Genomic DNA, 16,602 nt, shown 5'->3' with positions numbered 1-16,602 from the left:
TCAGGCTTGCACATTGCGAGAAAAAGTGGAAAAATACAAGCATAAATAGTGAGGAGGAAAAGAAAATGCCATACGTAACCGTTAAAATGCTTGAAGGCCGCACTGAAGAACAGAAAAAAGCGCTCGCTGAAAAAGTAACAGCTGCCGTAAGCGAAACGACTGGAGCCCCTGAAGATAAAATCGTCGTATTTATCGAAGAAATGTCCAAAAATCACTATGCTGTCGGCGGAAAACGCTTAAGCGATCAGTAGAATTGCGTAAATAAGGCAGTTTTCCATTACGGAAGCTGCTTTTTTATGGTTTTTTGCATAATGAGAGGTTTTACTTGCGGATAAAGAAATTTATTTGTACATAGACCGATTTTACTTTCGCATAAAAAATCTTATTTGCACATAGTATGATTTTACTTTCGCATAAAAAAATTCCGTGCGGATAACCTGATTTATGTGCGGTAAGACTTTTTCAGCAAAAAAGAAGAGCCAGGCGCTTAATGCAGCCCGGCTTTTTCTCTTAAGCTTCCAATATATTGATACGCCTGTTCCACTTCTTCATCCGTGTAGCGCTGTTTGCTTTTTAGGGTAAAGACTTTTTCTTTCACTTCTTCTTTTGGGAGGTCATTAAAATAAAGGACCGTTGAGACGAGTTCAAGGAATCTTGCATTCTGGCCGTTCATATCAAGCAGGCAATCCTGCAGACTGGGCATTTCGACTGCATTAATGTCCAGAAATTCCTTGCCGGTTTCAGTAAGGGTGTATCGATACTGGTAATAGCCGCCCTTTTTTTCCTTTACTTCGTTTAAAAATCCCATGTTGCAGAGTTCTTCGACCCTTAGTGTCAATTCTTCCGAATATGGCCCGTAAAAGTGAAATTGAAATCTTTCCTGAAAGGGAAATGCGATGTTTTTGGCGATATATATCATTTTCTGCAGCTTTTTCCGTCCCACGATTTCTTCAGAGACTGCAATGGCATGCATTAGTTTAGCGTGATCCTTTAACAAAGCTCTTCATCTCCTACTCCGTTTTTTCCCGTATCTATAGAAAACCAATTATGTAGTTTTAATCGATTTCCAGCAGCGTTCTAATCTGTTTTTTAATGTTTGGCTTTTTGCTGTCGTCTGCAATAAAATCAGCCGGATAGTAAAGCTTATGATCAGTGCGTCGTTTCCCGGAAATGGCATCCACGATCTCCGATTCGCGGGAAAGCTCGCGAATATCCCCATTTTTCAGCAGCAAATGGATCGGCAATCTTTCTTCTTCCTCGCCAGGACGGTAAAAATCATAAGGCAAATCAGATGAAGAATCGACGACCAGGTAATATTCCGGATCGATGCCTGCCTTTTTGAACAAAGCCGACAGCTCCGCCAGCTTCTTGTACTCTTTCGCCGGGTCGAATTCCACATATTTATATAAATTCCGGTCCATAAATCGGCAGCAGAGATCTTTCAGTATCGGATCTTCTTCCTCCTGCCACATCTGAAAATAATAAAGAATAATAGCTTCATCGAGCTTTATATAATCTTCAAGAGTGATTTCACCATTGAATAAAGAATAAAAATGGATTGGATCATATTTAAACCTGTATTTCTGTTCATGCAAATCTTTCGCGCGATGAAGGATTTTGGTCAGGATCACCTCGGCACTGCGTGTAACCGGGTGGAAATACACCTGCCAATACATCTGATACCGGCTCATAATGTAATCCTCAACGGCATGCATCCCGCTCTGTTTGATCACGACCTGGTCTTCCCGCGGCCTCATGACACGCAGGATCCGCTCCATGTCAAAGTGGCCATAACTGACACCCGTAAAGTAAGCATCCCTCTGCAGATAATCCATCCGGTCCGCATCAATCTGGCTGGAAATCAGGCTGACGACCAGCTTATTTTTAGAAGTTTTGGCAATCACATCTGCCACTTTCTGAGGAAAATCGGCACTTACCCTGGTGAGCACCTGATGGACCTCGGTATCGCCGAGAATGATTGCCCTCGTATAATGTTCATGATCGAGGTCGAATACTTTTTCGAAGGAGTGTGAGAACGGGCCGTGTCCCAAATCATGGAGAAGTGCCGCGCATAAGGTCAGGATGCGGTCTTCTTCATCCCATTCCGGCCTGCCCAAAAAGACGTCATCGGAAATGCGCCGCACAATCTCGTAAACTCCGAGCGAGTGGTTAAAGCGGCTATGCTCAGCACCATGGAAGGTTAAATAAGTTGTCCCGAGCTGCTTAATTCTTCTAAGACGCTGAAACTCTTTTGTCCCGATTAAATCCCAGATTACTCTGTCTCTTACGTGTATGTAACGATGAACGGGATCTTTAAATACTTTTTCCTCACTTAACTTTTCCGCTGAATATGCCATTCCGTACCCTCCGCTTTTCCTGTGTCCACGAGTTCCAAACCTGCTGTTCCCATTTTCTGGCGTATACCTATTATATCCCGATCACGGTGTCAATTCATCACAAAATTCTTTGTTTTTCATGGCTGTTCGACAGAAACCGCAATACAGCAATCATCTTCCCTGGAAATATTTTTCGACTTTTCTAAAAACGAATATTGCCTCCTAAGTCTATTTACCAATCGAAGCTCAATCATAAACTCAGGCAAAAAATAAAATCACCTCAGGACAGGAGTCAGGGTGATCTTTATTTTTTCAGCTTTTTATTAATTTTCTCCATCAATTCCTCTTCCGTCAGTGCGGCAAGGGGACGGTTATTGACGAAAGCAAATGTTTTTTTGCGGCCTGGCCCGCAATAGGACTGGCAGCCGACATCAATTTTTGCTTCAGGATCTATTTCTTTTAATCGCGGTATTAATGTCTTCAGATTTACAGCCTGACAATCGTCGCAAACACGAAATTCGTTTGCCATTTTATTACAACCCTTTCTGCGGTCAATCTTTTATATTATGCGCTCCCCGTTCCGGGAGCTTTAACAGCGCATGGCGCGCCTCGTCATCTTCTTCGTTAAAGCATATCCGCTGCAAAGCATTCCTATTCAGATAAAAAGGACTGCCCTGCCAACTGCTACAGGCTATTTTAAAACTTATCCAGCTCTATTGCAAGCTGTAATCATTAACTTGGGTGGTGAATCTTAGTAATCTTCACAAAACCGCCATACGTATCTAGCGAAAAATAAAATTTTAAAAAAATCTACTATCCTTTTAATCACCTTTGTATAAAATCTGCCAAGTTTGTCCATCCTTTAACTAAGGCAACAGCAAAAAGTAATAATTTAGGGAGTTGAGGTTACATGAAAATACGTCAGGACGCTTGGACAGATGAAAACGATTTATTGCTGGCAGAAACTGTTTTGCGGCATGTGAGGGAAGGCAGCACTCAGTTAAACGCTTTTGAGGAAGTTGGGGACAAGCTGAACCGCACATCTGCGGCATGCGGATTCCGCTGGAACGCTGTAGTGAGGCACCAGTATGAAAAAGCACTTCAATTAGCCAAGAAACAGCGCAAGCAGAGACAAAGAATGCTAGGAAAGGATCAGGGCGGCAAAAAGAAACTCTTATACTCTCCGCCGGTTCCAACTATGCAGGAGGTTGAAGCAGCGCCAATTAAGACAAATGCGGTCCTACCGCCATCACCGGCAGATTTTTACGAAGAGCGCACAGAGGATGAATCGCATATCCAAACAGAGACGGTCTCATCCTTCACCTATTCAGAGCCGGTTTATACTGCGCCTGCACAGCTGGATATGGATACCGTTATCACATACTTGCAAACATTGAATCATTCAGGCATTCAGCTTGATATACTAAAGAGTGAGAATGAAAGATTGAAGCGGGAAAATGCCGATCTCAGAAGCCGAAATGAAGAGCTTGAAGGCAAAATCGGCGAATTGGAGCAGAATACGGTAACCATTCAGGAAGATTACGAGACACTGATGAAAATCATGAACAGAGCCCGCAATTTTGTTCTGTTTGATGAAGAAGAAAGGCCGGCATCCAAGTTTAAAATGGACCGCAACGGCAATTTGGAAAGAGTAGCTGAATAAGAAAAACTAAAAGCGCCTTGCCCGCCCAAGGGTGCAGGCGCTGAAAATTCTAAAACAAAAAAGGTGTTCCCGGCAGCGGGAGCAGGAGAAAATGGCAGCAATTCCTTTCAAGGAGGGCCGCAGATCGTTTATGACTGCGGCTCTTCTTTTATTTATTCGCTGCCAAGTACTTTCTCATTCCGTTCTATCACACGGCGGTAATAGGCTTCAAACAGGCCTGCTTCCACATTTGTCAGCTGCCCTGCATAAAGGCGGCCTGCTTTCTTTTTCAATGACTGCAAAAAGCGGAGCATCACATCCTGTACCGTCAGCTCTGTACCCAGCAATTCCGATAGTGATGCCATCACAGCCGGCTGAATTTCAGGGTACTGGAACTTTGTCTGTTCTTCTTTTTTAGCAAGAGAATAGAATTTGCCAATCAAATCGGCCCGCTCACTTCCGCTGCCATCCACGCACAGATAGATCTGGACCGCCACGCCATTGCGGAGGCGCCTTTGCGAGATGCCGGCAAACTTTTGTCCCCCGATGCTTAAATCATAGCTTCCCGGGCAATAGGAGCCGACAATTTCACGCGCTTCTATTTGTATATGAAAATCGAAAAACATCTCTTGGATGAGCATCCACATCGCATCATATCCGCGGTTTATATCAATTCCCTTTTCACTTTCAGGAAAAATCAGCGAAATATTCAGGACCCCTTGATCCAGGACAACTGCCAGGCCGCCGGAATTTCGTACAATCACTTCGTACCCCTGGCTCTTTAAAAACTGGATGCCTTCAGTTAAAAAAGGCAGCTTCGTATCCTGGATTCCAAGCACAATGGTATTATGGTGAACCCATGTCCTCGCGGTCGCAGGCGCCTCACCCGATCCGACAGAAGCACATAGTGTATCGTCCATCCCGAAAGAGTGCAGGGCATTTAAGTGGATGCCTGCAGCAGACTGGTCAATAACCCTCCATTCTTCCTGAAACAGCAAGTCTTGTAGCGAATTCATCTTCATTTGATCCCCTTTTGCCGATATTCGAGTTAATCGGCAGAATTTATCTATTTAACGGCCAAATCAGCTGGTTTATCAGCCTAAGTTATAGTTTTATCGGCCAAATATGGCATTTAAACGGCCAAACTTGAGCCTTTATCGGCCAAAGGCCCATAACAGATACATTATAGCAAAAAAGCCAGTCACAAGGGACCGGCTTCTAAGCTGCTGTATTATTGATGTAAAGCTTGAGCTGCAGTAATTAAAGCAAGCTTGTAAACGTCTTCCTCGTTGCAGCCGCGGGACAGGTCATTAACCGGACGGTTCAAGCCTTGAAGGATTGGTCCCACTGCCTCGAAGTTTCCTAGGCGCTGGGCAATTTTGTAGCCGATGTTTCCGGCTTCCAGGCTAGGGAAAACAAATACATTTGCATCTCCCTGGATTGGTGAATCCGGAGCTTTTTTCTCAGCTACCGATGGAACGAATGCCGCATCAAACTGGAATTCCCCATCGATGATTAATAGCGGATCGCGAACTTTAGCCGCTTCAAGTGCCGCCGCAACTTTTTCCGTTTCAGGTGACTTGGCAGAGCCCTTTGTTGAGAAGCTCAGCATGGCCACACGCGGTTCGATATCGAACATTCTGGCTGTTTTCGAGCTTTCAATCGCGATTTCCGCCAGGTCCTGGCTGTCCGGTGAGATGTTGATGGCACAATCGGCAAAAACATATTTCTCATCGTCACGGACCATGATGAATACACCAGATGTTTTGCGCACGCCTTCTTTTGTTTTAATGATTTGAAGAGCCGGGCGCACTGTGTCAGCTGTTGAATGGGCAGCACCACTCACAAGGCCGTCTGCTTTGTTCGCATAGACAAGCATGGTTCCAAAATAGTTTTCATCAAGAAGGATCCTGCGTGCATCTTCTTCTGTCGCTTTGCCTTTGCGTCTTTCAACAAATGCAGCCACAAGCTCATCCATCATTAAAAAGTTATTTGGGTCATAAATTTCAGCTGATTCCAGGCTGATATCCATGTCTTTTGCTTTCGCTTCAATTTCTGCGATGTTTCCAATAAGGATCGGAGTGATGATTTTTTCCGCAGCCAATCTTCCTGCAGCCGCTAAAATACGCTCATCCTGTCCTTCCGGAAAAACGATTCTTAAATTCTGCCCTGTTACTTTTTCTTTCAATACTGTGAATAAATCACTCATGCTAATTCCTCCTACGGCACTAAATTTCCGTTCAATTCAATAGAAATTATCCTATATACTCCCTTAGAATACTCCTCATCCTAAGAATTTCAAGGAGTTCACATACTGTTAGCGTTTACAACAAAAAAGTTTTTGTTTTCGGTAAATTTCCAATAATAAATATCCTTCTGACAGTCCACCTTTATACCTTTTTAAGATATCCATAATCCCCTCTTTGTAAACGGGAATTTGCGGTGACAGACACCTATGCCAGTTCGGCAAATTGGTATAGGTGCCTGTCACCCTGCTGAATTCCAACATTTCAAGTTTTGTACACATGTTAATTGGAGAAACTATGTTATAGTAATGATGAGAATTTTAGTACATATTAGGAGTGATTATAATGAGTGAAGCAGCAGTAACGCTTGATGGCTGGTATTGTTTACATGACTTCCGCACAGTTGATTGGACAACTTGGAAAATGGCTCCCAGCGAAGAGCGTCAGGCAGCGATCCACGAATTTATGGCCCTAGTGGACAAGTGGAATACAACACAAAGCGGGAAAAACGGCAGCCATGCCCTTTATACAATTGTCGGCCAAAAAGCTGATTTTATGATGATGATCTTAAGGCCTACAATGGAAGAGCTAAATGAAATTGAAAACGAATTCAACAAAACTAAGTTAGCTGAATTCACGATCCCTGCTCATTCATATGTTTCTGTTGTCGAGCTGAGCAACTACCTGCCGGCAGGAGAAGATCCTTACCAGAATCCTCAGATCCTGGCACGCCTTTACCCAGAACTTCCGAAAGCAAAGCATGTCTGCTTCTATCCGATGGACAAGCGCCGCCAGGGCAATGACAACTGGTACATGCTTCCGATGGAAGACCGCCGCAATATGATGCGCAGCCACGGCATGATCGGGCGCCAGTATGCAGGAAAGGTAAAGCAGATCATCACAGGTTCAGTCGGCTTCGACGATTACGAATGGGGCGTTACCCTCTTCTCTGATGATGTTCTTCAGTTTAAAAAGCTTGTTTATGAAATGCGCTTCGATGAAGTCAGTGCCCGCTACGGTGAATTCGGCTCCTTCTTCGTTGGCAACATCCTTGAAGAGGACAAGGTTGAAAAATTCCTTCACTTATAATGTTTAAAACTCCCGGCTTCTGCTGGGAGTTTTTCTTTTTCCGGAGGTCATAAAAAAACATGCCTCTACATAGTAATGAAATAGTGAGTTTCTCTTATACCTAGGCAATTCTCTTATCCGCAGCATCATGGCTTATTAAAGAGAGGTGAAGAGATTGGAGTTATCCCTTACACCGAGGAAGATGTTAAGCTCCTCGGCCGGCTCATGCGTGCGATGGGAAGCACGGCATGCTGATGGTTGGGAATGTGAGGGGTTAACCATGTCCGGGGTGAATGTCTGGGCCTTCAAGGATACCTGCTCCATCAGGAGAATGGTCTATCAGAACCCAAGCGGGATTGAAGCCAACCAAAAAGGCAATTTTTATCAAGGTGCGTGGCAGTGAGATTGACCTCGCCCGCAAAGTAATAAGCGGTCACCAACACTACTCTGCCAGCAGTGCATTATGGTTCTTTCGGCCACAAGGCAGCTGCCCGGCCCAATGGTACAGCCAAGGGAATGCCGGACGGTTTAAAGCCCATTGCTTTTATAAATCTACCCCGCAGGACTGTCCGACAGTCTACTAGCAATGCGGATAGAAATGGCTGATTTTAATTTTAGGAGGGAAAAAAATTGAGTCAATCAAATTATGGTCAATACCCTTTTTATGGTTACCAGCAGCAGCGTTACACGGATGGCACCCAAATGCCTCAGAACTTTCAGGGCCAGCCGCAGGGTCAGCCGCAGTTCCAGCCCGTTCAAACAGGCGGAACAGTTCCGGGTACGAGCTCGGGCGGGATGTTTCCAGGTGCAGGCGCCGGCGGCGGTATGGGTGCCCCTTCAGCTGCTCCTTCTATTCCAGGCATGCTCCCGCTTGAACAATCCTACATCGAAAATATTCTTCGCCTGAACAGAGGAAAACTCGCGACTGTTTATGCAACATTCGAAAACAATACGGAATGGAACGCCAAAATATTCAAAGGCATCATTGAAGCGGCCGGACGGGATCACTTGATACTGAGCGATCCGCAAACAGGCCAACGTATCCTCCTTCCAATGATCTACTTAGACTATGTAACATTTGATGAAGAAATAGAATATGAATATCCGTTTGGCGGAGGGCAAGGAATGTCGCAATATTCGCCGAGGTAATGAAAAAAGGAGCTTTGACCCCGTCAAAGCTCCTTTCCTATTATAAATATTTTACCGCCGCAATGATCAGCAGCACCCAAGCCGCAAGGAAAGAGACTCCGCCAAGCGGGGTGATGGCACCCAACACGCTGATTTTTGTTAATGTTAAAACATATAAGCTTCCTGAGAAAAGGATAATGCCGATCAGCATCAGCCAGCCTGACCAGGATAATAAAGATGTCGCCGGCAATTTGCCAAGCAGGACGCCAATAATCAAAAGGCCTGTTGCGTGGAACATCTGGTAGGTTACACCTGTTTTCCATATCTCCAAATACTTCGGCTCCACTTTCCCCTCAAGCCCATGCGCTCCGAATGCACCTAATGCAACTGCTAAAAAAGCATTAATGGCTCCAATTATAATAAATAGCTTCATAATCCCCTGCACCTCTTATCGTTTTATTAAAAATCGAATAATGAATCGCCGTTTGCCTCATCTTCCATCTGCATTTTCTTTGGCTGCAGACCCGCTGGCTGAGCCGCAGGCGGTGCATTGTATGTATGGCTAATAGAAGCAACAGCAGACACACTTCCTGTATCCGACTCTTCCAAAACCAGCTCGCATAATGACTTGATCGCCTGCACTCTTTCTCTTATTCTGGCGTCTGAAGAGCTGCTTTTTGCTTCCAGCAATTCCTTTTCCATCTTCCCTAAAAGCTTCTGAACAGAGATATTCATTCTCTACACCTCTTTCTGTAAAAAAAGCACAAGCGCCTTGCACCCTCTACCCTCAAGTGTCAGGCTGCTTCTGCTAGACAATTCCTGAAGTCCAAAAAAAGTATACATTCTTTTTAAATATCGCCAATGTTACCGGCCATATAAAGTTTATCAGTTTTCCTTTTCAAAACGCAAACAAGGATGGCCAGATGCCCGGAAAACTTCGAGAGAGGGCATCCGCCTGGTTTTAAAGAAAAGCGGACGCGCCTTTCGCCCACCCCCAACCCTGGAGGGGGTAGGCGCTGAGCTAGACAGGGTAAACTGAAAAGCCCTGCAGCCTTTTGGATAGTACCGGTCCCAGTAACACAGAATTATTTGCATTTAAAACAAGCCATTTTCTGTGAACTCATTTTCCTTTCCCTTCTCGAACATGCATATTTCGAGCACTTCTCTTATTCTCTTACACGAAACGGTATGTTTCGCGTGAAACATGACGAAAAGAATCAGAGATCATGAATCTGCCAGTCAATGGGCTCCTCCCCAAGCTCTTGTAATATCTCATTCGTTCTTGAAAATGGCCTGCTGCCAAAGAACCCTTTTCTCGCCGAAAATGGACTTGGATGCGGCGATTTTACTATATAGTGTTTAGAAGCATCAATCAGCACTTCTTTTTCCTGAGCCGGTTTGCCCCATAAAATAAAAACCACGGGCTTTTCCCTCTCATTCAGTTTTTGTATAACCGTGTCGGTGAAAGTTTCCCATCCTTTCCCCTTATGCGAGTGCGCCTGCCCTTTGCGGACGGTCAGAACGGTATTTAAGAGCAGCACTCCTTCTCGGGCCCATTTTAATAGATAGCCATTGTTTGGCACCTCGAAGCCCAGGTCATCCTGCATTTCCTTGAATATATTTTTCAGCGAAGGAGGCAGCTTTACATCAGGCTGTACCGAAAAGCTCAATCCATGTGCCTGCCCCGGCCCATGATAAGGATCCTGCCCCAATATTACTGCCTTTGCGTCTTTATAAGCTGTATATTGGAGCGCATTGAAAATATCCTCCTGCCTCGGATAAATGGTTTGCTCCTCATATTCTTTTTTTAAAAATTCACGAAGATGGAGATAATAAGGTTTCTCGAATTCCTCTGCCAAAATCTCCTGCCAGTCATTGCTTAAGATACGCTTCATCTGCCAACTCTCCCTCCTCTTATTTGAAAAGTCCTATTCTTAATACCCATTGGTTATCATGGCATAATCTTTCATTCTTGCATACATGTTTAAAATTTTTTAGAACGGATATGTAATAAATATAACGGCAGGACATGCTGCCATTTAAATAAATCTGCAAATCTTTTAAGGAGGATGTTATATATGTATAAAATTGAAGTTGTTGAAAATGGTGTACAGGCTACAGATACGATTGGAATGCTGCAAAGCCAGGGATTCAATAAGGAAAACATCTATATTTTCGCACATGACAAGGATCGCTCAGAGCACCTTTCTGACGCGACGGATACAGGCGAAGTCGGCATGAAGGAGCAGGGCCTACTCGATTCTGTCGGCAACGTGTTCAAAAAACGCGGAGATGAGCTTCGTACAAAATTTGAATCTGTTGGGTTAACGACGGTAGAAGCAGAACAATATGAAAAAGTATTGGATGAAGGCAAGTTAGTTATTGTAGGTACAGACGAAGTAAAATAATTAGAAAAGCGGAGGCGTTTTTCCTTCTGGAAGGAAACGACTTATGACCCCGAGTCCCTAGGAGCCGAAACTAGACAAGCTTGTGACCTCGAGGGGGTAGGCGCTGGAGCAGCTAGACAGTATAAAAAAGCGATGAAAAATTTTTCATCGCTTTTTTTATGCCCTTAAAACATCCAAACCCATAGCCCAATCAGCAGAGCCGGGTATAGCACATACCACCAGACTCTGGTTATATTGACTTTTGACAGGATGAAAAAAACCAGTTCAGGCAGCACAATCAAACCAGCCTGAACCCAGATGAAAGTGCTAAAATGCTCCGGTGCTGTAATACCTTCCCCTGTCGCCCAGTCCCCGCTATTGAATAAAAAATAGAAAAAGTTCAGGAATGGGAGAATGATAGCGAAAAGAATCCGGCTTATATGCACGATTAGATCTGCAGGACGCTTGGTTTTATACATAGGGGTAACCGGAATGATAAAGCTGTAAAGGATCAGGACCATCCCTATAAAATTGACCAGCAGCTGGTCAAACAAATAGCCGAAAAAATACATGAATGTAATCATTATTAACCTCTTCTGTCTTTTTGTCTTTATTTTACAAAAAAGGAAGGGGCTTATATATAATGAAAAAGCACTAGTTTATCGGACTCTTACTGACCGTAAAGGCCCGACAGCAGGAAAATGACATAAAACGCCACGTCCTGCGGGCCCAACTAACAAAACCCCACTGATTGAAGTTCACTTTAACCCATAATCCGCTGATAAATGGACTTCGCCTGCGCTAAATCCTTTGTGCCATGAATAAGGGCGCGTCCGTCTTTAAAGAGGACAAGGCGCTGCTCCTCCATTTCGATGGAAAGCAGATACGGATTGCCTTTCACCTGGTAGCCAATTGCTTTCAGCTGTCGTGCGATTTCAGCGAATTCGATTTCCTGCTCCTTTGGCGGGCGGATCTGAACAGTGTCCCTTCCGCAGAGAACAGTGGATTTCATCATATTTTCCGGCTGCAGATAAGGATATGTTCTTTCTGTTCCGCAAGATAAGCAGCCTTCATCCTTCGCTTTTGACACCTTCATGCTGGTGTACTGGTTTCGCCATAAATCAAAACTGACCATAGCGGTACGCACGGCTTCCCAGTCCTCAGCCAGAATTTTCAGCGCTTCAGCTGCCTGATGGGCGACGACCATTTGCACAGCTGGGGCAATGATTCCTCCGGTGTCACAGGTCATCCCCTGGATTGGAATCTTTTTCAGCAGGCAATTCATGCATGGCGTTTTCCCGGGAATGATTGTCATGCTCATGCCAAAGCTGCCGACACAGGCTCCATAAATCCATGGAATATTAAATTTTTGAGAGATATCATTAATGGTCATCCTGGTTTCAAAGTTATCGGTCGAATCCAGGATCAGATCCACCCCTTCAGCAAGCTCTTCCAGCTTTTCCGGAGTAGCATCGCCAATAATCGAGCGGATTTCAACCTCGCTATTAATTTGTTTTAGCCGTTTTTCTGCTGCAGCCGCTTTTGGCATTTTATCTAAGGCGTCGCTTTCTGCAAAAAGCTGCTGGCGCTGCAGGTTGCTTTCCTCGACATAATCCCGGTCAATGATCGTCAGTTTGGCGGCACCTGAACGCGCCATCAATTCCGCATTTCCCGAGCCAAGAGCGCCGGCACCGACTATCAGCACATGCTTGGAGCGGATTTTTTCCTGCCCCACTTTTCCAATAGGCGGAAACAAAGCCTGGCGAGAATACCTTTCAGACAATGCGCCCCCTCCTCTCTTGAAGCTGCCATTACCCTCCGCTGACTGGAGGGATAAAGGCAATTGTATCTCCGGCCTGAATGACTTCATCATCTGAAGCAAATTCTTCATTCACGGCTGCCATGACTGAATCAAGCTTCAGCCCGTAATTTTCCTCAAGCATCTGTTTCAGTTCAGAGATTGTTTTGCCGCTGACATCCTTTGTCAAAGACTCTTCTCCAACACGGTCCCGCAAATGGGCAAAAAACATAATTTTATTCATGTAAATCCTTCGCCTCCGGTTTTCCTTTTGGGTATGCCACTGTTTCCAGCTGATTGCCGATCCATTCTTCTCCATCTTCCCAATGTTCCTTTTTCCAAATCGGCACAATTTCTTTAATTCTTTCAATCGCATAGCGGTTTGCTTCATAAGCATCCGCACGGTGTGGAGTGGAAACGGCAATGACGACCGCTACATCGGTGATATCCAGCTTGCCTGTCCGGTGGGTAATTGCCACTTCTGCCCCGTTCCAGCGCTCTTTTATCTCGGTTCCGATCTGCTCCAGTTTTTTCACAGCCATTGATTCATATGCTTCATATATTAAGTAAAGTGTTTTTTTTCCATGTGTCAGCTCGCGGACGGTTCCGATAAAGGTCGTAATCGCTCCCGCTTCCCGCTGCACCACTTTATCGATCACACTTTGGATATCGATCGGATCTTTAGAAATCTCAAAATTCATGGAATCACCTCGTTTTATTTGATTTTGACATAGACAGAGCCGGAATGGAAATGAATGCATTCTTATTTTGAGGCATCTTCGGCCAGTTTCAGTGCCTGCCGGTATTCATCAGGACGGTTCATGTTAAAAAAGTGCGCATCCCTATATAAAAACCCCATATTCTTAAGCTCTTCATCTTTTATGATTCTGCTATCTATTTCCTGCAGAAATTGGCGGATCCGCAGCTTATTTTCTCTCAATGCCAGCTCTGCTGCATCTTTTGCATCCTTTCGGTAAGCGGCAAAAAGCGGGTGAAGCTGCCCTCCGATTTCAAGTACGGATGCCTGATGCTGATCCAGCTGTTCAAGAAGAAGCCTGGCAAGCTCCCCGGATATGAATGGCATATCACAGGCCACAATCAGATTTTTTTGGGTCCTGGATTCAGACAGGCCGGCATGGATTCCAGCCAGTGGCCCTTTTTCTTTCCAGCGGTCGCTCACAAGGGGAAGGCCGAGAAACTGATAATCTTCCTGTTTATTGGCTACGATGATGACATTGGGCAATATAGAAGACAGCTGATCGGCGATTCGTTCAATTACCGTTTTGCCGCCTATTTTCAGCAGGGCTTTATTCTCCCCCATCCGGCTTGAATGCCCTCCTGCCAAAATGATGCCTGTACTGCTCATTTTCCTCACCGTCTTTCAATGTATCTTATCGTTATCCTTTTATTTTACCATCTATTCCGTCCTGTTTCTTATAAGAAGGCCGCTGGAGTTGGCAATATTGTGACGTTCAGCAGGATTTTTTTCTGAAGTTAATTTATGTGCGGATAGACGAAGTTTATGAGCGGATAAATTTTTTTACGTGCGGATAAGCGTGATTTATGTGCGCATAGCCTTTTTTATGTGCGTTCAAGTGATGTGCATCGTATTTTTGCCTAAAGGAGCGGTTAACTTAATGCTATCTGCAGTCCGTTATAGTTTTTACCTTTTTCAATTATTGTTATAATTAGAAAAAGATATCCAGCAGTACTTCAAGGAGGAACTATGCATATGACGATGAAAAAAGTAATGACCATTGCCGGTTCAGATACGAGCGGCGGCGCGGGAATTCAGGCAGACCTTAAGACATTCCAGGAGCTTGGCGTTTACGGGATGACTGCGCTGACTACCATTGTGACGATGGATCCTAAAAATAACTGGAGCCACAACGTGTTCCCGATTTCTACAGACATTCTGGAAACACAGATCGAAACGATTATATCTACAGGTATTGATGCGATGAAAACAGGCATGCTAGGTTCTGAAGAAGTGATTAAAGTTGCGGCAAAGACCATTAAAGAAAACAGCCTGGATCATGTTGTCATCGACCCGGTCATGGTCTGCAAAGGTGAAGATGAGCCGATTCATCCTGAATTGAACGAAGCATTAAGAGATTTGCTTGTGCCGCTTGCAACAGTGGTAACACCAAATTTATTTGAAGCATGGCAGCTCGCTAAAACAGGTCCAATCAAAACTGTGGCGGACATGAAAGAAGCGGCTGTCAAAATTCATGAACTTGGTGCGAAGTATGTATTAATCAAGGGCGGCAGCAAGCTGCAGCACGAAAAAGCCGTTGACCTTCTATATGATGGACAAGAGTTCACTCTTTATGAAAGCGAACGCGTTGAAACGACTTACACTCATGGCGCAGGCTGCACCTACTCTTCTGCAATCACAGCAGAAATCGCGAAAGGCAAACCTGTCAAAGAAGCGGTTCAAACAGCGAAGGATTTCATCACTGCCGCCATCAACCATGGCTTTAAGCTAAATGAGTATGTTGGCCCTACGATGCCTGGTGCTTACCGCAAATATGGCGCAGGCCGTCTTGATTCAGAATAAGCATGGTGAAACAGAGTCCGAGGGGGCTCTGTTTTTTGCAATTGGCAATTCACCCGATAAAACGGGGATTTAGCGGATATATTGATTTTTTCGCGGATAAAATTAAATTTCCGCGGTTATATTTGTTTTTTCGCGGATAAAATTAAATTTCCGCGGTTATATTTGTTTTTTCGCGGATAAAATAAAAATTTCGCTGTTATATCTTTTTAGCACCCTCGCTGAGATTACTTTTTCGCTTTTCATTTCTTTTTTTAGTAAGATAAACATATAAATACCGTCTCAAACGAATATATGAAGATAAAACGGAAGGGGGACTATAGAGTGGAACCAGCAGTGAAAGAACACGTGCAAAAAGAGATTGACCGCCTTGCCAATAAAGAGGTCTTTATTCATCTGGAAACAACAAATGGAGCGTATGCATCCCATTTTGATGAAAGCTTCTTTTCTTCAGGCGCCTATATCCGCAATGCCAAATTGGTTTATGAGCATGGAAAAATCACCGGAAAAGGCCCTTACCGGGTTGGATTGAAAATGAATTTTGGCTGGGTGTATGCTGAAGGAATTACCCACTTTGAAGTCGATGAAGAAGACAGGCTCCTTTTAGCCGGCCACGATTTCAGCGGCAAGCTTGCAGTCGCCCTGCAAATTAGTGAAACTCCTTTTGAATAAAAAGGGCTCAGAGGACATCAAATGGAAAGGAGCACGACCATGATGGAAAAGGAAAGACATGTACTCGTCATCTTCCCTCACCCGGACGATGAAGCATTTGGCGTTTCAGGAACGATTTCCTTACATATCGATAACGGCACACCTGTCACCTACGCATGCCTGACGCTTGGAGAAATGGGGCGCAATATGGGTAATCCCCCTTTTGCCACCAGGGAAACTCTGCCGAAAATCCGCAAAGAAGAGCTGGAGGAAGCAGCCAGGGTTCTGGGCATCCAGGACTTAAGAATGCTGGGGTACCGGGATAAAACCGTGGAGTTTGAGGATGAAGAAAAGCTCGCGAACAGACTAGGAGTCATCATCGGTGAGACAAACCCTTCCCTCATCATCACGTTCTATCCGGGATACGCTGTGCACCCGGATCATGACGCAACAGGCGCCGCTGTGATCCGTGCGGTAAAAGAGCTGCCTGCTGACAAGCGTCCGAAGGTTCACTGTGTCGCATTCTCCAATAACTGTGAGGAAGAAATCGGCCAGGCGGATATTGTCAATGACGTCAGTGCGGTTGCAGACCGGAAAGTTGCAGCGATCAAGGCACATGCCTCACAGACACAGCTGATGGCAGCGAATATGGAAGAAAGCATTAAAAAGCAAGAGCCTGAAGTATTGGCCAGAATGTATAAAGAACGTTTTTGGACCTATAAATTCTAAAGATAGAGCACGCCGCCTCTGGTTTCAGAGCGGCTTTTTAGTGTTTGTTTTTTCTGAATA

21 protein-coding genes and 1 pseudogene are annotated in these 16,602 nt (G+C 44.7%); 9 read left to right on the top strand and 13 right to left on the bottom strand.

The features are described 5' to 3' along the window. Positions 1-65: 65 nt before the first annotated feature. Positions 66-251, top strand: coding sequence for a 2-hydroxymuconate tautomerase (locus MKY20_RS04760; protein ID WP_009332324.1), 186 nt, complete (start codon positions 66-68; stop codon positions 249-251). 236 nt (positions 252-487) lie between these two features. Here MKY20_RS04760 and MKY20_RS04755 read toward each other — a convergent pair whose 3' ends face one another. The 3 genes from MKY20_RS04755 to MKY20_RS04745 form a co-directional block, all read right to left on the bottom strand. Continuing rightward, positions 488-997, bottom strand: a complete 510-nt coding sequence (locus MKY20_RS04755) for a YwgA family protein (RefSeq protein ID WP_009332326.1) — start codon at positions 995-997, stop codon at positions 488-490. Between the two features lie 58 nt (positions 998-1,055). Continuing rightward, positions 1,056-2,357 carry an HD domain-containing protein gene (locus MKY20_RS04750; RefSeq protein ID WP_009332327.1) on the bottom strand — a complete coding sequence of 434 codons (1,302 nt, stop codon included), beginning with the start codon at positions 2,355-2,357 and terminating at the stop codon, positions 1,056-1,058. Positions 2,358-2,640: 283 nt separating this feature from the next. Beyond that, the gene (locus MKY20_RS04745; protein WP_009332328.1) at positions 2,641-2,865 is read right to left on the bottom strand and encodes a DUF1450 domain-containing protein; all 225 of its coding nucleotides are present in this window, start codon (positions 2,863-2,865) and stop codon (positions 2,641-2,643) included. Between the two features lie 381 nt (positions 2,866-3,246). On the opposite strand from MKY20_RS04745, the gene MKY20_RS04740 reads away from it, so the two are divergent. Next, positions 3,247-3,999, top strand: coding sequence for an RsfA family transcriptional regulator (locus tag MKY20_RS04740; protein ID WP_019380569.1), 753 nt, complete (start codon positions 3,247-3,249; stop codon positions 3,997-3,999). A gap of 152 nt (positions 4,000-4,151) precedes the next feature. Here MKY20_RS04740 and MKY20_RS04735 read toward each other — a convergent pair whose 3' ends face one another. Further along, on the bottom strand, positions 4,152-4,994 hold the full coding sequence (locus MKY20_RS04735) for a lipoate--protein ligase family protein (RefSeq protein WP_019380568.1): 843 nt from the start codon (positions 4,992-4,994) through the stop codon (positions 4,152-4,154). Between the two features lie 215 nt (positions 4,995-5,209). Beyond that, the gene (gene pta, locus MKY20_RS04730) at positions 5,210-6,187 is read right to left on the bottom strand and encodes a phosphate acetyltransferase (protein ID WP_009332331.1); all 978 of its coding nucleotides are present in this window, start codon (positions 6,185-6,187) and stop codon (positions 5,210-5,212) included. 382 nt (positions 6,188-6,569) lie between these two features. Here pta and hemQ point away from each other — a divergent pair, with 382 nt between their 5' ends. From hemQ to gerQ, 3 genes and pseudogenes are all read left to right on the top strand, one after another. Then, on the top strand, positions 6,570-7,313 hold the full coding sequence (gene hemQ, locus MKY20_RS04725; protein ID WP_251266795.1) for a hydrogen peroxide-dependent heme synthase: 744 nt from the start codon (positions 6,570-6,572) through the stop codon (positions 7,311-7,313). Between the two features lie 153 nt (positions 7,314-7,466). Beyond that, a pseudogene (locus MKY20_RS04720) lies at positions 7,467-7,876 on the top strand (cell wall hydrolase). Between the two features lie 46 nt (positions 7,877-7,922). Beyond that, positions 7,923-8,441: a spore coat protein GerQ gene (gene gerQ, locus MKY20_RS04715; protein ID WP_019380565.1), complete on the top strand. Its 519-nt coding sequence runs from the start codon at positions 7,923-7,925 to the stop codon at positions 8,439-8,441. Between the two features lie 40 nt (positions 8,442-8,481). Here gerQ and MKY20_RS04710 read toward each other — a convergent pair whose 3' ends face one another. From MKY20_RS04710 to MKY20_RS04700, 3 genes are all read right to left on the bottom strand, one after another. After that, positions 8,482-8,853: a DUF423 domain-containing protein gene (locus MKY20_RS04710; RefSeq protein ID WP_009332334.1), complete on the bottom strand. Its 372-nt coding sequence runs from the start codon at positions 8,851-8,853 to the stop codon at positions 8,482-8,484. A 26-nt stretch (positions 8,854-8,879) separates the two neighbouring features. Further along, positions 8,880-9,155, bottom strand: coding sequence for a YwdI family protein (locus tag MKY20_RS04705; protein ID WP_009332335.1), 276 nt, complete (start codon positions 9,153-9,155; stop codon positions 8,880-8,882). 482 nt (positions 9,156-9,637) lie between these two features. Beyond that, the gene (locus tag MKY20_RS04700; RefSeq protein WP_009332336.1) at positions 9,638-10,315 is read right to left on the bottom strand and encodes a uracil-DNA glycosylase; all 678 of its coding nucleotides are present in this window, start codon (positions 10,313-10,315) and stop codon (positions 9,638-9,640) included. Positions 10,316-10,498: 183 nt separating this feature from the next. On the opposite strand from MKY20_RS04700, the gene MKY20_RS04695 reads away from it, so the two are divergent. Continuing rightward, positions 10,499-10,828, top strand: a complete 330-nt coding sequence (locus tag MKY20_RS04695) for a general stress protein (RefSeq protein WP_009332337.1) — start codon at positions 10,499-10,501, stop codon at positions 10,826-10,828. A 164-nt stretch (positions 10,829-10,992) separates the two neighbouring features. Here MKY20_RS04695 and MKY20_RS04690 read toward each other — a convergent pair whose 3' ends face one another. From MKY20_RS04690 to mobA, 5 genes are all read right to left on the bottom strand, one after another. Then, positions 10,993-11,391: a hypothetical protein gene (locus tag MKY20_RS04690; RefSeq protein WP_019380563.1), complete on the bottom strand. Its 399-nt coding sequence runs from the start codon at positions 11,389-11,391 to the stop codon at positions 10,993-10,995. Between the two features lie 179 nt (positions 11,392-11,570). After that, positions 11,571-12,590 (bottom strand): thiazole biosynthesis adenylyltransferase ThiF, encoded by a 1,020-nt coding sequence (locus tag MKY20_RS04685; protein ID WP_341000516.1) that lies wholly within the window; start codon positions 12,588-12,590, stop codon positions 11,571-11,573. Positions 12,591-12,618: 28 nt separating this feature from the next. Further along, positions 12,619-12,849, bottom strand: a complete 231-nt coding sequence (gene moaD, locus MKY20_RS04680; RefSeq protein ID WP_217026009.1) for a molybdopterin converting factor subunit 1 — start codon at positions 12,847-12,849, stop codon at positions 12,619-12,621. Continuing rightward, a complete protein-coding gene (locus tag MKY20_RS04675; RefSeq protein WP_071158255.1) occupies positions 12,842-13,306 on the bottom strand; it encodes a molybdenum cofactor biosynthesis protein MoaE in 465 nt (154 codons plus the stop codon). The genes moaD and MKY20_RS04675 overlap by 8 nt, the downstream gene beginning before the upstream one ends. Before the next feature lie 62 nt (positions 13,307-13,368). Further along, positions 13,369-13,971: a molybdenum cofactor guanylyltransferase gene (mobA, locus tag MKY20_RS04670; RefSeq protein WP_071158253.1), complete on the bottom strand. Its 603-nt coding sequence runs from the start codon at positions 13,969-13,971 to the stop codon at positions 13,369-13,371. Positions 13,972-14,337: 366 nt separating this feature from the next. Here mobA and pdxK point away from each other — a divergent pair, with 366 nt between their 5' ends. From pdxK to bshB2, 3 genes are all read left to right on the top strand, one after another. Next, the gene (gene pdxK / locus MKY20_RS04665; protein ID WP_251266792.1) at positions 14,338-15,165 is read left to right on the top strand and encodes a pyridoxine/pyridoxal/pyridoxamine kinase; all 828 of its coding nucleotides are present in this window, start codon (positions 14,338-14,340) and stop codon (positions 15,163-15,165) included. Positions 15,166-15,486: 321 nt separating this feature from the next. Further along, positions 15,487-15,834: a YojF family protein gene (locus MKY20_RS04660; protein WP_009332344.1), complete on the top strand. Its 348-nt coding sequence runs from the start codon at positions 15,487-15,489 to the stop codon at positions 15,832-15,834. A gap of 42 nt (positions 15,835-15,876) precedes the next feature. Further along, positions 15,877-16,542 (top strand): bacillithiol biosynthesis deacetylase BshB2, encoded by a 666-nt coding sequence (bshB2, locus tag MKY20_RS04655; RefSeq protein WP_026041611.1) that lies wholly within the window; start codon positions 15,877-15,879, stop codon positions 16,540-16,542. Positions 16,543-16,602: the final 60 nt, after the last annotated feature.

The sequence above is a fragment of the Cytobacillus sp. FSL W8-0315 genome, from assembly GCF_038002905.1.
GTDB lineage: Bacteria > Bacillota > Bacilli > Bacillales > Cytobacillaceae > Cytobacillus > Cytobacillus pseudoceanisediminis.
This window is presented reverse-complemented; position numbering and strand designations above follow the sequence as displayed.

Coding starts and splice junctions, on each gene's coding strand:
- MKY20_RS04735 (WP_019380568.1), bottom strand. CDS start 4,994: ATGAATTCGCTACAAGACTTGCTGTTTCAGGAAGAATGGAGGGTTATT.
- MKY20_RS04675 (WP_071158255.1), bottom strand. CDS start 13,306: ATGAATTTTGAGATTTCTAAAGATCCGATCGATATCCAAAGTGTGATC.
- MKY20_RS04705 (WP_009332335.1), bottom strand. CDS start 9,155: ATGAATATCTCTGTTCAGAAGCTTTTAGGGAAGATGGAAAAGGAATTG.
- MKY20_RS04745 (WP_009332328.1), bottom strand. CDS start 2,865: ATGGCAAACGAATTTCGTGTTTGCGACGATTGTCAGGCTGTAAATCTG.
- MKY20_RS04740 (WP_019380569.1), top strand. CDS start 3,247: ATGAAAATACGTCAGGACGCTTGGACAGATGAAAACGATTTATTGCTG.
- hemQ (WP_251266795.1), top strand. CDS start 6,570: ATGAGTGAAGCAGCAGTAACGCTTGATGGCTGGTATTGTTTACATGAC.
- MKY20_RS04695 (WP_009332337.1), top strand. CDS start 10,499: ATGTATAAAATTGAAGTTGTTGAAAATGGTGTACAGGCTACAGATACG.
- pta (WP_009332331.1), bottom strand. CDS start 6,187: ATGAGTGATTTATTCACAGTATTGAAAGAAAAAGTAACAGGGCAGAAT.
- MKY20_RS04690 (WP_019380563.1), bottom strand. CDS start 11,391: ATGATTACATTCATGTATTTTTTCGGCTATTTGTTTGACCAGCTGCTG.
- mobA (WP_071158253.1), bottom strand. CDS start 13,971: ATGAGCAGTACAGGCATCATTTTGGCAGGAGGGCATTCAAGCCGGATG.
- MKY20_RS04750 (WP_009332327.1), bottom strand. CDS start 2,357: ATGGCATATTCAGCGGAAAAGTTAAGTGAGGAAAAAGTATTTAAAGAT.
- pdxK (WP_251266792.1), top strand. CDS start 14,338: ATGACGATGAAAAAAGTAATGACCATTGCCGGTTCAGATACGAGCGGC.
- MKY20_RS04700 (WP_009332336.1), bottom strand. CDS start 10,315: ATGAAGCGTATCTTAAGCAATGACTGGCAGGAGATTTTGGCAGAGGAA.
- moaD (WP_217026009.1), bottom strand. CDS start 12,849: ATGAATAAAATTATGTTTTTTGCCCATTTGCGGGACCGTGTTGGAGAA.
- MKY20_RS04760 (WP_009332324.1), top strand. CDS start 66: ATGCCATACGTAACCGTTAAAATGCTTGAAGGCCGCACTGAAGAACAG.
- MKY20_RS04710 (WP_009332334.1), bottom strand. CDS start 8,853: ATGAAGCTATTTATTATAATTGGAGCCATTAATGCTTTTTTAGCAGTT.
- bshB2 (WP_026041611.1), top strand. CDS start 15,877: ATGGAAAAGGAAAGACATGTACTCGTCATCTTCCCTCACCCGGACGAT.